General features: G+C 72.1%; 12 protein-coding genes. 4 read left to right on the forward strand and 8 right to left on the reverse strand.

Features of this window, described 5'->3' with window-relative positions:
* Window positions 1-4 precede the first annotated feature (4 nt).
* From FHS13_RS10310 to menB, 5 genes are all read right to left on the reverse strand, one after another.
* Window positions 5-793: an SAM-dependent methyltransferase gene (locus FHS13_RS10310; RefSeq protein ID WP_184290849.1), complete on the reverse strand. Its 789-nt coding sequence runs from the start codon at window positions 791-793 to the stop codon at window positions 5-7.
* A 409-nt stretch (window positions 794-1,202) separates the two neighbouring features.
* A complete protein-coding gene (locus FHS13_RS10315) occupies window positions 1,203-3,224 on the reverse strand; it encodes an alkaline phosphatase PhoX (protein ID WP_184290851.1) in 2,022 nt (673 codons plus the stop codon).
* Between the two features lie 295 nt (window positions 3,225-3,519).
* Window positions 3,520-5,232, reverse strand: a complete 1,713-nt coding sequence (gene menD, locus FHS13_RS10320) for a 2-succinyl-5-enolpyruvyl-6-hydroxy-3-cyclohexene-1-carboxylic-acid synthase (RefSeq protein WP_184290852.1) — start codon at window positions 5,230-5,232, stop codon at window positions 3,520-3,522.
* 197 nt (window positions 5,233-5,429) lie between these two features.
* Complete coding sequence (locus FHS13_RS10325; protein ID WP_184290854.1) at window positions 5,430-6,422, reverse strand: o-succinylbenzoate synthase; 993 nt, start codon at window positions 6,420-6,422, stop codon at window positions 5,430-5,432.
* Window positions 6,419-7,258, reverse strand: coding sequence for a 1,4-dihydroxy-2-naphthoyl-CoA synthase (menB, locus tag FHS13_RS10330; RefSeq protein ID WP_184290856.1), 840 nt, complete (start codon window positions 7,256-7,258; stop codon window positions 6,419-6,421). Before menB ends, FHS13_RS10325 begins: the two co-directional genes overlap by 4 nt.
* Before the next feature lie 170 nt (window positions 7,259-7,428).
* Here menB and FHS13_RS10335 point away from each other — a divergent pair, with 170 nt between their 5' ends.
* Both FHS13_RS10335 and FHS13_RS10340 read left to right on the forward strand, forming a co-directional pair.
* The gene (locus FHS13_RS10335; RefSeq protein WP_425491169.1) at window positions 7,429-8,691 is read left to right on the forward strand and encodes an AMP-binding protein; all 1,263 of its coding nucleotides are present in this window, start codon (window positions 7,429-7,431) and stop codon (window positions 8,689-8,691) included.
* 368 nt (window positions 8,692-9,059) lie between these two features.
* Window positions 9,060-10,457, forward strand: coding sequence for a sigma-70 family RNA polymerase sigma factor (locus FHS13_RS10340; RefSeq protein ID WP_184290858.1), 1,398 nt, complete (start codon window positions 9,060-9,062; stop codon window positions 10,455-10,457).
* A 66-nt stretch (window positions 10,458-10,523) separates the two neighbouring features.
* On the opposite strand, the gene FHS13_RS10345 is transcribed toward FHS13_RS10340, so the two are convergent.
* Both FHS13_RS10345 and FHS13_RS10350 read right to left on the reverse strand, forming a co-directional pair.
* A complete protein-coding gene (locus FHS13_RS10345; protein ID WP_184290860.1) occupies window positions 10,524-10,886 on the reverse strand; it encodes a GntR family transcriptional regulator in 363 nt (120 codons plus the stop codon).
* Window positions 10,887-10,994: 108 nt separating this feature from the next.
* Window positions 10,995-11,381 carry a hypothetical protein gene (locus FHS13_RS10350; protein ID WP_184290862.1) on the reverse strand — a complete coding sequence of 129 codons (387 nt, stop codon included), beginning with the start codon at window positions 11,379-11,381 and terminating at the stop codon, window positions 10,995-10,997.
* Between the two features lie 200 nt (window positions 11,382-11,581).
* Here FHS13_RS10350 and FHS13_RS10355 point away from each other — a divergent pair, with 200 nt between their 5' ends.
* Both FHS13_RS10355 and FHS13_RS10360 read left to right on the forward strand, forming a co-directional pair.
* Complete coding sequence (locus FHS13_RS10355) at window positions 11,582-12,193, forward strand: TetR family transcriptional regulator (protein WP_184290864.1); 612 nt, start codon at window positions 11,582-11,584, stop codon at window positions 12,191-12,193.
* A gap of 131 nt (window positions 12,194-12,324) precedes the next feature.
* The gene (locus FHS13_RS10360; RefSeq protein WP_184290866.1) at window positions 12,325-13,110 is read left to right on the forward strand and encodes a sporulation protein; all 786 of its coding nucleotides are present in this window, start codon (window positions 12,325-12,327) and stop codon (window positions 13,108-13,110) included.
* A 35-nt stretch (window positions 13,111-13,145) separates the two neighbouring features.
* On the opposite strand, the gene FHS13_RS10365 is transcribed toward FHS13_RS10360, so the two are convergent.
* A complete protein-coding gene (locus FHS13_RS10365) occupies window positions 13,146-14,927 on the reverse strand; it encodes an ABC transporter ATP-binding protein (RefSeq protein ID WP_184290868.1) in 1,782 nt (593 codons plus the stop codon).
* Window positions 14,928-14,963 lie beyond the last annotated feature (36 nt).

A 14,963-nucleotide genomic window follows, 5' to 3' on the forward strand; every position in this document is an offset into this window, starting at 1 on the left:
CGGGTCAGGGTTTGCGGGCCACACCGCAGTACTGGTCGACCTCCTCGATCTTCTCGTCCGCGCCCTCCTCGGGTCGCCACCGCGTGGCCGAGACCACACCGGGCTCCAGCAGTTCCAGGCCGTCGAAGAACCCGGCGATCTCCTCGGGCGTGCGCAGGTGGTAGGGCAGCGCCGCGGTCTCGTTCCAGCGGCGCGCCGCCTCGATCATCGGCTCGCTGGTGCTCGTGCCGTCGCACATGGCCAGGTGGCTGCCCGGGGGAAGTGCCTCGACGTAGGCGCGGACGATGGCGTAGGCCTCCTGGGTGTCGGCGGTGTGGCCCATGGTGCCCAGGACGGTCAGACCGATCGGCTGGTCGAAGTCCAGGTACTCGCGTGCCTGTGCCAGAACCTTCTCGGGCTCGCGCAGATCGGCGTCGACGTAGTGGACATCTCCCGCGCCGCCTCCGGTCAGCAGGGCGCGCGCGTGCGCCAGCACCATGGGGTCGTTGTCGACGTAGACCACGCGGGCGTCGGGGGCCACCGCCTGGGCGACCTCGTGGGTGTTGTTGTGGCTGGGAAGTCCGGTGCCGATGTCGAGGAACTGGCGGATGCCGGCCTCGCGGGCCAGGTGGGTGACCGCCCGTATCAGGAACTCCCGGTCGGCACGCGCGGCGGCGACCATCTCGGGGTAGGCGGCCAGGACGTAGTCGCCGACCTCGCGGTCCGCGGGATAGTTGTCCTTGCCTCCCTGCCAGTAGTTCCACACCCGCGCCGAGTGCGCGACGGTGGTGTCGATCAGGGGGTGGTCCGACATTCATACCTCTTGATGGCTGGGGTGAGAAACATCCGCATTCTCCCCCCTCTGCACAGAAGGCCGCAAACATCGCAGGTCCCCCGGCGGATACCCCGCGGCACTCCTGCTCCGCCCCTCCGCCGGGGAGAGGCCGGCGCGTGGCACGGTGCGGCCACCGTCCTGGCCCACACGTCGGCCCCGTCCGCGCTCCCGGCCCCGTCGGCCTGCGCGACCCGCGGGCGCGCCGGGGCAGCCGAGCACCGCGGCCGCCCCGGCCCCGGGGTGTGCCTGCTCCGCCGGCGGCGCCGGCGGAGCAGGCACACGGGCGCGGTCGGAGGTGGCTCCTCCCGGAGACCGGTGACCTCCGATCCGACGCCGTGCGCTTCCGCACCGGGTGCGGATACGGGGCCGGGGTCGGCCGTTCGCCGCGCTACCGGCCGATGTCAGCGCCGCCCTTGTGCCAGATGCACACCACGGACGGGCGCGGGAGGTCTCCGTCGGGCCAGCGGCTGGTGGGCGATTCGAAGGTGCCGTCCTCACCGGGGTGCTGCGGCGCGAGGAACACCGTCTTGTTGTCCTGGCTGATGAGCGGACCGCACGCCTCGGCTTCCACCGGGACCGTGGCGAAGGTCCTGAGTTCACCGCGGAAGCGGCCCTCGACCGGCATCACGTGCAGGCCGTCGTTGCTCCCGAGCGTTCCGGGCTGGCCGTCGGTGGAGATCCACAGGTTGCCGTCCCTGTCGAAGGTCAGGTTGTCGGGTGAGGAGATCGGCATGACCTTGGACTTGTCGAAGCCCGCGTAGTAGGTGCTGTCGTCCTCGGGGTCGCCGCACACCAGAGGGACGCTCCACGTGAAGGCGGTGGCTGCGGCGTCCCCGCCGTTCTCGGAGATCTCGAGGACGTGGCCGTACTTGTTGGGTCCGCGGGGGTTGGGCTCGTCGGCCTGGCCGGGCTCGCGGGCGCTGTTGTTGGTCAGGGCCACGTAGACCTTGCCCGTGACGGGGCTGGGCTCCACGTCCTCAGGTCGGTCCATCTTGGTGGCCCCGGCCCTGTCGGCGGCCAGGCGGGTGTGGACGAGCACCTCGGCGACGCCGAAGCCCTCCACGAAGCTCTCGGTGTCACTGGTGAGCGGGATCCACTCACCCGTCCCGTCGAACTCGCCGTCGGCGGGCAGGGCCCCGCCCCCGTCGATCTCCCCGGCGGGGCTGTTGCCGATCAGGCGGGCCACGTAGAGGGTCCCGGTGTCGAGCAGGGTGAGGTTGTGGCGGCGCGAGCCCTCCCGGTACCTGTCCCGGCTGACGAACTTGTAGAGGTAGTCGAAGCGCTCGTCGTCGCCCATGTAGGCGACGACGCGGCCGTCCTCGGCGAGGCGGACGTTGGCGCCCTCGTGCTTGAAGCGGCCCAGCATCGTGCGCTTGGCCGGCACCGACCCGGGGTCCAGGGGGTCGATCTCGACGATGTAGCCGAAGCGGTGGGCCTCGTTGGGGTGCTTGGAGAGGTCGAAGCGCTCGTCGACGCGCTCCCACTGTCGGCCCGACGCTCCTCCGGCCAGGCCGTACCGGGCGTTCTCGGCGGTGCCGGGCGCGTGGCCGAAGTACTGGTTGAAGTTCTCCTCCCCCGTGAGGAAGGTGCCCCACGGGGTGGTGCCGCCCGAGCAGTTGTTGAGCATGCCGCGGACCTCGGTGCCCGCGGGGTCCTCCGCCGTCCTGAGCAGCGCGTCCCCGGCGGCCGGACCGGTCAGGCGCATGCGGGTGTCGGTCGTGATGCGGCGGTTGTGGCTGCGCGGCCCCTCGGTGACCAGGCGCCATCGGCCGCTGCGGCCCACCCGCTCGATCTCCACCAGCGAGCCGCCGTGGGCGGCCATCGCGATCCTGATCTGTTCCTCGGTCGCCGCGGCCCCGCCGCCGTATCCCGCGAACATGAGGTTCTCATTGGTGTACTCGTGGTTGACCCACAGCAGTCCGCGGTTGTCGTCGAGCTGGTACAGGCCCACGTAGTCGCAGTTGTAGCCGAACTGGCGGGACTGGGCCCAGGCGGTCTGGTGGTGGACGTCGAATTCGGGGGCGTCGGGCAGGACCGGATCCCCCCAGCGCACGATGACGTGTTGCTCGTAGTTCTCCGGGACGGTGACCCGGTCGTCGCTGTTGGGCAGGACACTGCGGAAGGTGGGCCGGGGGGAGGGCTTGGGCCGTCCCGGGCCGCGGTCCGCCCGCCCCGCGGCGGCAGGGGCGGCCAGGCCCAGGATCCCGGCGCCGACCGCGCCGGCCAGGAGGGCGCTCCGGCGGGAGAGGGAGCGGCTGAGGACGTCTCCGAAGTAGGGGTTGTCGCTGGTGTTGGGCGCCGGGTGGAAACACGCGTCTCCACAGCGCAGCTCGCACGTCCTTCGGGACCGGCCGCCTCCGACCTGGCCGAGCAGCGGCAGCGGACGGCGGCGGGGCGCGGGTTCGGGCACACCTTCTCCTCACGGATCGGAAAAGCGCTCCCGCACGCCCCGCCCGGGGTTCAGACGTGGCAGGGGCCGTGCGGGGCGTCCGGCGGGCGGAGTCGCCACCGGCCGGACTCGACCTTGGCCGAGGTTCCACACGCCCGGGTGAAACCCCGGTGAACGCCCCCGCAAGATGCCGGTACATCCTCGATCGACACCCACGGCGACATCATGGACGCACAGCGTAGTCTATCGGCATCATGGCGCCCCGGACAGCCCGAATCCGGGTTCCGGCCCCGGGGAACCGCCCGGGGTCCGCACGTCACAGGGCGCGGAGGGCGGTGTCGACCGACTCCTGGAGACGGCGGCGCAGCACGGCGCTGTCGGCGCGCCGGGTGCGCACCTCGATCAGGCGCAGACCCTCTCCGAGCAGGGCCTTGGGCAGGTCGTCGGCCCACTCCAGCTGGACGCAGGGCACATCGGCCATGGCCGCCACCCGGTCCATGGTGACGCCGTGCGGGGTGCCGAAGACGCGCTCGAAGTCGGGGTGTCCGGCCTGTTCCAGTCCGGAGAAGATACCGCCGCCGTCGTTGTTGACCACCACGACCGCCAGATCGGGGCGCGGCTCTCCCGGCCCGATGACCAGGCCGTTCTGGTCGTGGAGCACGGCCAGGTCGCCCAGCAGCGCGTAGGCGGGGGCGGTCCCGTCCTCCCGCTGGTGCGCCAGGGCGGCCCCGATCGCGGTGGAGACGGTGCCGTCGATCCCGCTCACGCCGCGGTTGCCGACCAACCGCAGACCGCATCTGGAACGCATGGTGGCGTCCAGGTCGCGGATGGGCATGCTCGATCCGGCGAAGAGCAGCGACCCCGAGGGCAGGTGGGCGGCCAGGTCGCGGGCCAGGCGCGGCTCGCTGAGCACACCGTCCTCGTCCAGCACGGAGTCCAGGGCGATCCGGGCGGCCTCCTCCGCGATCGTCCAGCGCGCGCTCCAGGCGGTGCGCTCGGGAGCGTCGAAGGACAGCCCCTCGGGGGGTGCCACGGCGGCCACCACGTCGGTGGCGGTACGGGCGGGGTCGGGGAAACCGTTGCCCAGCGCGGCGGACGGGTCGCCGACGGAGGAGGCGCCCACCACCACGTGTCTCCGGGCCCTCCGGAGGAACGCCGTGACCTGCCGCGACAGGTTGGGGCGGCCGACACTGACCACCAGTTCGGGGTCCGGGCCCTGCGTGAAGGCGGGCGAGGCGAGCAGCTGCCGGTAGGTGGACAGCGCGCCGCCGCGGCGGGCGTTGGAGGTGGGCTCGGCCAGCAGCGGCCAGCCGGTGAGCTCGGACAGGGTCAGGAAGGGCACCGGGTCGTAGTCCCCGTCGCCGCACACGATCACGCCGCGCTCGACCTGCGGAAGCGTGTAGGGGGCCGGTTCTCCCTGCGCCCCGGGGCGGGAGATCCAGGGGCTGCCCTCCGCGCGTCCCTCCAGTCCCTCGGGCCACACAGTGCCGGGGCCGTCGGGCGTGAGCGGGTCTCGGAAGGCCACGTTGAGGTGGACCGGTCCGGGTCGGCCCCCCACCGCGCTGCCGAAGGCCCGGCAGGCCAGCGAGCGCCAGTAGGCGTTCATGCCCGGCACCGGGTCGGGTGTGCCGACCTCGGCGAACATGCGTACGGCGCCGCCGTAGATCCCCATCTGGTCCACGCTCTGGTTGGCGCCGGTGCCGCGCAGCTCCGGGGGGCGGTCGGCGGTGAGCAGCAGCAGCGGCACCCCGCTCTCGTCGGCCTCCAGCACGGCCGGGTGGAAGTTGGCGGCAGCGGTCCCGGAGGTGCACACCACGGCCACGGGGCGGCGCGACCCCCGGGCCAGCCCGAGCGCCAGGAAGGAGGCGGAGCGCTCGTCGACGCGTACGTGCACCCGGATCGCGGGATGTGCGACCAGGGCGAGTGCCAGCGGCGTCGATCGCGACCCCGGCGCGACGACGGCCTCGGTCAGGCCGCAGCGGGCCAGTTCATCGACGAGGACCCGCGCCAGGGCGGTAGACGGATTCATCCACAACGCTTTCGTTCGTCAAGGTATGTACCAAGTATCACCGCAGGACTCGACTGGCGCACACGCCCCCCGGTGATACCGAAGGGGCAGATGTGGCCGTGCGAACCGCATCCTTCCAGTGAACCCCGTTCGGGTGGAAACGGCGAACAGAGGGCGCTGTGATCCGTGTCCCGGCCCGCTCCGGCGGCGGGCCGCTCTCAGCCCGCCCCGGGGGTCGGCAGAGCCGTCACGGCCGCGCGGGCGGCCTCGGCGCGTGCGCGCCAGGCGGACGGATCGGTCTCCACCGCGCGCAGGCTCTCCTCGTCCACCTCCGCCGCGCGCACCGGCAGGTACCCGTCCTGGGGCAGCAGCGGGTCGGCGGTGACGTCGGCGGTGAGCATCTGCATGGTGGCCAGGCCGCAGGCGTGGGGCAGTTCCGGCAGGGCCGCGGCCAGGGCCACCCCGGCGGCCAGGCCCACGGAGGTCTCCACCGCGCTGGAGACCACGACGGGCAGGCCGCAGGCCTCGGCCACGCGCAGTGCGGCGCGTACGCCGCCCAGCGGCTGCACCTTGAGCACGACGATGTCGGCGGCCCCGGCGGCCCGCACCCTCAGCGGGTCCTCGGCCCGGCGCACGGACTCGTCGGCCGCCACGGGGACGTCGGTCCGCCGCCGTACCTCGGCGAGCTCGTCGAGGGTGGCGCAGGGCTGCTCGACGTACTCCAGGCCGAAGCGGTCCAGGGCGCGGACCATGCGCACGGCGGTGTCCACGTCCCAGGCTCCGTTGGCGTCCACGCGTATCTTGCCCGAGGGGCCCAGGGCGTCGCGCACCGCCTCGACGCGCGCCAGGTCCTCGGCGGGGTCCTGGCCGCGTTCGGCGACCTTGACCTTGGCGGTGGCGCAGCCGCCCGCCGCAGTGATGGCGTGGGCCCGCTCGGGGCCGACGGCCGGGACGGTGACGTTGACCGGCACCCGGTCGCGCAGCGGCGCCGGCCAGCCCTCGAAGGCGGCCTCCACACAGCAGGCCCACCAGCGCGAGGACTCGCGCGGCCCGTACTCGGCGAAGGGGGAGAACTCGCCCCAGCCTGCGGGGCCGCGCACGAGCATGCCCTCGCGCACGGTGATGCCGCGGAAGCGGTTGCGCAGGCCGATGGCGAAGGACCGGCCCCCGGCGGGCGCGCCCGCCGGGGAGGGGGTGGCGGCTGTCGTCACGGGCGGCGGGGGAACTTGTCGAACTCGGGGCGGCGCTTCTCCTTGAAGGCGTCGCGGCCCTCCTGGGCCTCCTCGCTCATGTAGAAGAGCATGGTGGCGTCACCGGCGAACTGCTGCATCCCGGCGGCGCCGTCGCTGACGGCGTTGAGGGCGCCCTTGAGCATGCGCAGCGCCAGCGGGGACTTGTCCAGCATCTCGCGCGCCCAGGCGACGGTCTCCTTCTCCAGATCGGCCAGCGGCACGACCGTGTTGACCATGCCCATCTCCAGCGCCTCCTGCGCGCTGTACTGGCGGCACAGGTACCAGATCTCCCGGGCCTTCTTCAGGCCGACGGTCTGGGCGAGCAGCCAGGAGCCGTAGCCGCCGTCGAAGGAGCCGACCTTGGGACCGCTCTGGCCGAACTTGGCGTTGTCGGCGGCGATGGTCAGGTCGCAGCAGACCTGGAGGACGTTGCCGCCGCCCACGGACCAGCCGGCGACCATGGCGATGACGGGCTTGGGCAGGCGGCGGATCTGCACCTGCAGGTCGAGCACGTTGAGGCGGCCGATGCCCTGCTGGGCCACGGCGTCGTCGCCCATGTAGCCGTCCTCGCCGCGGATCTTCTGGTCGCCGCCCGAGCAGAAGGCCTGGTCCCCGGCTCCGGTCAGGATGATCACGCCGACCTGCGAGTCGTCGCGTGCGACGTTGAAGGCGTCCTGGAGCTCGAACAGGGTCTGGGGCCGGAAGGCGTTGTGGCGCTCGGGCCGGTTGATCGTGATCTTGGCGATGCCCTCCGCGGTCTCGTAGATGATGTCGGAATACTCGCCCGACCGCTGCCAGTCGATCACGCTGCTCACGGCTACTGTTTCTCCTCACGGGGACATCTGGGAACCGCGAGGCCGCGCCCCGCAACCAGGCCGCGTCCTCGCGTCGACCCTACGCATTGTGCCAGGCGGGCGACGGCGGCAGAGCGCACCCCCGCCGCTGCGGCCCCGTCGGGTGCACCCCGCTCGGGGCAGGCGTACCCTTGTCGGCCGTGGTACCCGCTCACCTTTCCTGTGTCCCCGTCCCGACCGGCGGCCCCTCCGAGGGCCGTCCCCTGCGCGCCGCCGTGGGACTGCCGCCGGAGCACCTCTCCGACCTCCTGGCCCGTGCCCTGGAGGGCGAGGGGCCCGCCCTGCTGCCCGTCCCGGCGGGCACGCCGGGGGCCCGCGTGCGCGAGCTGCTGGCGGCCATGCGCCCGGCGAGCGTGCTCACCCCCGAGGGCGAACAGCCCCTGGAGGACGCCGTCCCGGCCGACGGGGAGACCGCTCTGGTGGTCGCCACCTCCGGCTCCACCGGGACTCCCAAGGGCGTGGAGCTGTCGGCGCGGGCCCTGCTGGCCTCGGCCCGGGCGTCGGTGGCGCGCATCGGCGCGCGCCGGGGCGACACCTGGCTGTGCGTACTGCCCGCAGGGCACATCTCCGGCATCCAGGTGCTGATGCGCGCCCTGGTCACGGGTAGCGAGGCCGTGCACGCCCCCTTCTCGGTGGAGGGTGTCGCCGAGGCGGCCCGCGGCCTGCGTCCGCACGTGTCCCTGGTCCCCACCCAGCTGCGCCGGCTGCTGGCGGCCGGAACGGACCTGTCCGTGCTGGGGACCGTGCTGCTGGGCGGCGCCGCCGCCGAACCCGAGCTGCTGGAGCGGGCCCGCGCGGCGGGCGGCCGGGTCGTGACCACCTACGGCATGAGCGAGACCTGCGGGGGTTGCGTCTACGACGGCGTCCCTCTGGACGGTGTCGGGGTGCACATCGACGCCGAGGTCCCGGGGGGACCAGGTCGGATCGCGCTCTCGGGCCCGGTGCTGCTGACACGCTACCGGTTCGCCCCCGGCAGCCGGGTGCGGGAGGATCCGCTGGAGACCGGCCCCGACGGTGTTCTCCGGCTGCGCACCAACGACCTGGGGCGGCTGGACGACGAGGGCCGCCTGAGCGTGCTGGGCCGGATGGACGAGGTCGTCAACACCGGTGGCCACAAGGTGGTGCCGGGCCAGGTGAACGCCCTGCTCCTGGAGCATCCGTCGGTGGCCGAGTCGGTGGTGGTCGGGCGCCCCGACCCCGAGTGGGGCGAGCGGGTCTGCGCGGTCGTGGTGCCCGCCGATCCGGCCGCGCCGCCCTCCCTGGAGCAGCTGCGCGACTGGGTGCGCGAGCGGCTGCCCGCCTACGCCGCTCCGCGCGAGCTGGACCTGCGCGCGTCCCTGCCCCTCCTGGCCTCGGGAAAGCCCGACCTGGTGGCGCTGCGTTCCGGCCGATGAGCATGTCCGGATTGCGGGGAACTTACCGAACCCTCCCGGCGTCTATCTGAATATCCGGGTCACCTGGGCATCCGGGCCCCACGGCTCCTCTTCGAAGGAGGTCCGCAGTTGGCGGCATCCCTCGGTCCGCGCTCCCCTGCGCCCTCCCCCGCATCCGACCGGAAGGAGCCCCGTCGGCGCACGGGCTCCTTTACCCGCTTCCACGGTGTGTTCGCCACTGACAGGGCGGTGATCCATCCCACTTCTGACGATATCCAATCGAGACAGGGAACATTTGACTCCCCGACACGTTGGACATATTGGCGCGTCCAGACGGCAGGAATCCTCCGCCGCGTGCCACACGTCATGGAAGGGAGGGAGGTGCCCAGATGAAGAGCACTGCCCCGGCCGCCTCGGCACCCGCCAAGGTCCCCACCGGAGCCGCTCTCCCCAGCGAGGCCGCCCGGGCGGCCCTGACCGACCTGATCAGCCGCGGACGCTCGCGGGGACAGCTGTCCCTCTCCGAACTGCGTACCGCCTTCATCGCGGCCGGAGTCTCCGCCGGCGACGGCCGTTCCATCCTGCGTGAACTCACCGACCACGGGGTCCGGCTCGCCAACAGGGACGAGGACTCCGCACCGGTGGCCGAAACCGACGCCGAGGACGACGTGCTGGAAGACACTCTCATCGCTACCGCGCCCGACACCGACGAGGCCCCCAAGACCGCCAAGGTCTCGGCCCGCAAGGGTCCCGCCCCGCGGCGGAAGGCCCGCACGACGCGACGCGCGAAGAAGACCGAGCCGACCGTGGAGTCGCTCGACCAGGAGACCGGTGAGGCCGATCTCGACGACCACTCCCCGGCGATGGGCGACTCGGTCCACACCTACCTCAAGGCCATCGGCCGCCGCCAGCTGCTCACCGCCGAGCAAGAGGTCGACCTGGCCAAGCGGGTGGAGGCGGGCCTCTACGCCGAGTACCGCCTGGGCCTGCACGGCGAGGTCGACGGAACGGTCGAGATGGCCCCCGCCGAGCGCGAGGAGCTGGAGGAGATCGCCGAGGACGGCCGCAAGGCCAAGTCCCACATGCTGGAGGCCAACCTGCGCCTGGTGGTGTCGGTGGCCAAGAAGTACAGCGACCGCGGCATGTCCCTGCTGGACGTGGTGCAGGAGGGCAACCTCGGCCTCATCCGCGCCGTGGAGAAGTTCGACTACTCCAAGGGCTTCAAGTTCTCCACCTACGCCATGTGGTGGATCCGCCAGGCCATCCAGCGCGGGTTCGCCGACTCGGCGCGCACCATCCGCCTGCCCGTGCACGTGTTGGAGCTGCTGAGCAAGGTCAGCCGCCTCGAGCGCGACATGCACCAGGCGCTGGGCCGCGAGCCCACGCCCGAGGAGCTGGCGCTGGAACTGGACAAGACCCCGGCCCAGATCGAGGAGCTGCTGCGGGTCACCCGCCAGCCCATCAGCCTCGACTCCACCATCGGCGAGGACGGCGAGACCCGCATCGGCGACCTCATCGAGGACGTCGACGCCTCGGAGGCCTCCGAGGTGGTGGACCGCCAGCTCATGGCCGACCAACTGCGCAACGCCCTGTCCGACCTGGAGCCCCGCGAGGCCACCATCATGTCCCTGCGCTTCGGGCTGATGGACGGCCGTCCGCGCACCCTGGACGAGATCGGCAAGCACCTGGGACTGACCCGCGAGCGCATCCGCCAGCTGGAGAAGCAGTCCCTGTCCAAGCTGCGCCACCCCAGCCGGGCACAGCAGCTGCTCGACTTCGCCAGCTGAGCGGAGGGTCCGGCGCACAGCGGGGCCGCCCCGACGGGGCGGCCCCTCACTCGTGCCCGGGGGCCCTCAGGCCTTCAGGGCGGCGAGCAGGATCCTCACCGCCTCGTCGTGCTCCAGCCCCACCCGGTTGATCACCTCGGCGTAGGCCCGGGCCGCCGCCAGCGCCTCGGCGCGCTGGTCGTCGCCCGCGGCGGCGATGAAGGTGCCCGAGCGGCCGCGTGTCTCGACCACCCCGGCCTGTTCCAGCTCTCGGTAGGCGCGGGCCACCGTGTTCACCGCCACGGACAGCTGCCCGGCCAGCGCGCGCACCGTCGGAAGCCGGTAGCCGACCGGCAGCTCCCCGTTGGCGGCGGCGATCGCCACGACCGTCCGGATCTGCTCGTAGGGCGGTACCTTCGACGTCGGGTCGATGCGGATGAAATCCGCCACTGCCACTGCGCTCCCCACAGTCGTCTGCCTCGTCCTCCACCCGATACCCGGGCGGGTACCCAAACTATCGCGCCCGCGGGCGCGGGGTGCGGAGGACCGGGGCCGGAGTCAGCCCACCCGGCGCGGCACGCGCTGGATGCCGTGCAGTCGGTGGGTCTCCCGTGCGGTGAGCAGGCGCTCGGCCACCTCCGTGGCGCGGCGGACCTGGGGTCGGGCCAGGCGCTTGCGCCGGTGGATGCGGTCCTGGTAGCCCTTGGGGCCGATCAGGACGCGCTCTTCGGCGTAGGCGGCCCGCATGGCCTCGGTCAGCGCCGTGTCCAGGGCGATGCCCTTCTCGTGCAGCTCCTCGGCCGAGGCGCCCCGCTCCCGGGCGGCCTCCAACGCCTCCTCGGCCGCGGCGACCTCCTTGAGCAGTCGGGGCAGCTCCCGGGCCTGCTCCCGGTCGGCGGCCAGGCTCTCGTGCGCCTGCGTCCTGCTGTGGTCTGCACGTCCCATGTCGAACTCCACTCACCCGCGAACGTCGGTCGAGGGCACTCTAATAGTGGCGGAGGCCATGTGCGACCGTTCTCCGGTGCCGATCCGGAGGACCTTGGTCGGACGTGCCGCCCCGGACCCCGCACCGCCGGCGCGTCAGTGGTGGCGTCCGCGTGCGACATCCGGCACCTTGGCGCTGGACAACCCCCGAAAGGACCACCGTGAGCAGGAACTACGCAGGACTCAGCCGGGAGCGCATCATCGTCGAGGCGCTCCACATCATCGCCGGCCGCGGGCTGGGCGGTCTGTCCATGCGCCGCCTGGGTGACGCCCTGGAGGTGGAGGCCATGGCCATCTACCACCACTTCCCCCTCGGCAAGGAGCAGCTGTTCAACGCCATCGCCGCCTACGTCACCTCCCCCGCGGCGGCAGGCTCCTCGGACACGGAGCCGTCGGAGGAGGAGCAGGAGGAGCGGAGCGGAGCGGAGGAGACCGACACACGCCCCTGGGACGAGCGCCTCACCGACTGGGCCGAGACCTACCGCAACCGGCTGCTCGAGTTCTCCGGGGCCCTCTCGCTCCTGGTCCACCGCGCCCCGCACACCCCGGCCGACGACGCCGCCCGCGCCCTGCTCCACCGCGCCTTCACCGAGGCGGGGCTCTCGGAGGAGGGTGTCGGGATCGCCGCCGACGCCCTGTACTCCTACTGCCTGGGCTCGGCGATCCACCAGGTACGCCACGAGGGCGACGAGGACGCGCCCGGCCCGCAGGAGGCGCGCGAGCGCTTCCACGCCGGCCTCCGGGCCCTGCTGCGGGGCCTCGCGGCAAACTGACCCCCGCCCGAACCGGGCGGAACCGAACCGGCCCCCACCACGTCCTTTCAGACAAGGGTGCCCTCTCCACATCCCTCTCCGAACCCGTCCGCACGGCCCGGCACCCGCCATCGCGGTGGGAAGGAACGTCCATGGTTCTCAAGCGACTGCTCGCAGGTATCGGTTTCGGCGGCGCCTCGGTGGAAACCCACCTGGAGTCTCCGCTGACCCGGCCCGGCGGTACCGTGCGCGGCACCGTCCTGATCGAGGGCGGCGACGTCGAGCAGGAGATCGAGCAGCTCACCGTGGGCCTGCAGGCCCGGGTCGAGGTCGAGAGCGGCGACAACGAGTACAACAGGAACATGGAGTTCCACCGGGTGCGGCTGGGCGACCGAGCCCACCTGGCGCCGGGGCAGCGCTTCCAGGTGCCCTTCGAGATCCAGGTCCCGTGGGAGAGCCCCGTCACCTCCTACAAGGGCAGCCACCTGCACCGCATGAACGTGGGGGTCAACACCCAGCTGCACGTGGCCAGGGCGGTGGACCCGGGCGACCTGGACCCGGTGGCCATCGAGCCCCTGCCGGGCCAGGCGGCGTTCCTGGACGCGCTGGTGTCGCTGGGGTTCCGGTTCAAGCAGGCCGACCTGGAGCAGGGACGCATCCGCAACACGCGCCAGCGGCTGCCCTTCTACCAGGAGATCGAGTACTACGCCCCCAGCCACTACCGGGGCCTCAACGAGCTGGAACTGTCGTTCGTCACCGACGAGCGGGGCATGGACGTCGTGCTGGAGCTCGACAAGAAGCCCGGCCTGCTCTTCTCCGAGGGCCGCGACACCTTCCACCGCTTCACCGTCGACCACCACAGCGCCGCCTCCCGCGACTGGCGGGGCGAGCTGCACCACTGGATCGACTCCCTGGCGGGCCGCCGCGAGTTCTTCTGACCGGACGCGGCCGGGACCCGGGTCCCGGCCGCGCCTCAGGCGCTCCCCGCCCGCATCCGCAGCCGCTCGGCCCGATGCTCCCGCGCCCGGTCCGGGTCGAGGACAGGGGCAGCCGCCAGCAACTGACGCGTGTACTCACTCTGCGGATTCTCGTACACGCTGTCGCTGTCCCCCGACTCCACCACCTCACCCTTGCGCATCACCAACACCCGATCACTGACCTGACGCACCACCGCCAGATCATGCGCCACAAAGATGTAGGTCAACCCGAAATCATCCTGCAACTCCGACAACAACCGCAGCACCTGATCCTGCGTCGACACATCCAACGCCGACACCGGCTCATCACAGATGATCAACTTCGGCTTCAAGATCAACGCCCGCGCGATCGCGATCCGCTGACGCTGACCCCCCGAGAACGCATGCGGAAACCGGTTGTAATGCCCCGGCTCCAACCCCACCCGCTCCAACAACTCCTGCACCCGCACACGAATCTTCCGGGTGTCCCTCTCCCCCTGCACCCGCAACGCCGTACCGATCGCATCACCCACCGTCAACCGCGGATTCAACGACGAATACGGACTCTGGAACACCATCTGCACATCCCGCCGCAGCGGACGCAGCTCCCGCTCCTTCATGTGCGTGATATCGCGCCCATCGAACACCACCCGGCCCCGGGTCGGCTCCAACAGACGCATCACCGTCCGCGACAACGTACTCTTGCCCGACCCCGACTCACCCACCACACCCAGCGTCTCACCGCGGTACAGGTCGAAGGACACCCCCTTGACCGCCCAGAAATCCGTCGACCGACCCCACGCACCACCACGCACCTTGAACCGCTGCGCCACATCCCGCACACTCAACAGCGGCTCACTCTGCCCCTCACCCCGAGAGCCCACCGCAGAAGCCGCGACGTCGGAAGCCCGGCCCTCGGTTCCGGAACCCGTACTCCCGGCCTTGGCCGCCCGGTCGGCGCGGTCCTGGGCGCGGCGCTGGGCGCGCGAGACCTCCACCCGCGGCACCGCGGCCAGCAGCGCCTGGGTGTAGGGGTGCTCGGGCGCGGACAGCACGGTGCGCACGTCACCGCGCTCGACGGCCTCGCCGTGGCGCATGACCACGACCTCGTCCACCGACCCGGCCACCACCGCCAGGTCGTGGGAGACCAGGATCAGGGCCATACCCAGATCCCGGCGCAGCTCGTCCAGCAGGTCCAGCACCTGGGCCTGCACGGTGACGTCCAGCGCGGTGGTGGGCTCATCGGCCAGCAGCACCTTCGGGCCGCACATCAGCCCCATCGCAATGACCACACGCTGGCGCATGCCACCGGAGAACTCGTGCGGATAGGAGTTGACCCGCTTCTCCGGTTGGGGGATGCCCACCCGGTCCAGGGCGCCGACCGCCCGTCGGCGGGCCTCGGACCGCGAGGTCCCGGGCCTGTGCACGCGCAGGGCCTCGACGAGCTGGTTGCCGATGGTGTACTGAGGGTGCAGCGACTGCATGGGGTCCTGGAACACCATGGCGATGTCGTTGCCGCGCATGCGCCGCAGCTCCTTGCCGGAGGCATGCCTGATGTCGGTCCCGGCGACCTCTACCAGTCCGGTGATTCTCGCCCGGCTGCCCCGGTGCAGGCCCATCAGCGCCAGCGAGGTCACGCTCTTGCCCGACCCCGACTCGCCGACGATGCCCAGGGCACCGCCGGCGGGCACCTCGAAGGACAGCCCCTTCACCGCCTGGACGTCCCCGTCCGCGGTCGGGAAGGTCACCCGCAGGTCGTTCACCCGGACGACGGGCTCGGAGGACGCGGTCGCACCCAAGAAACGCCTCAACTCTCTGTGTCGAAGGGCCGCGAG

The sequence above is a fragment of the Nocardiopsis algeriensis genome, assembly GCF_014203695.1.
GTDB lineage: Bacteria > Actinomycetota > Actinomycetes > Streptosporangiales > Streptosporangiaceae > Nocardiopsis > Nocardiopsis algeriensis.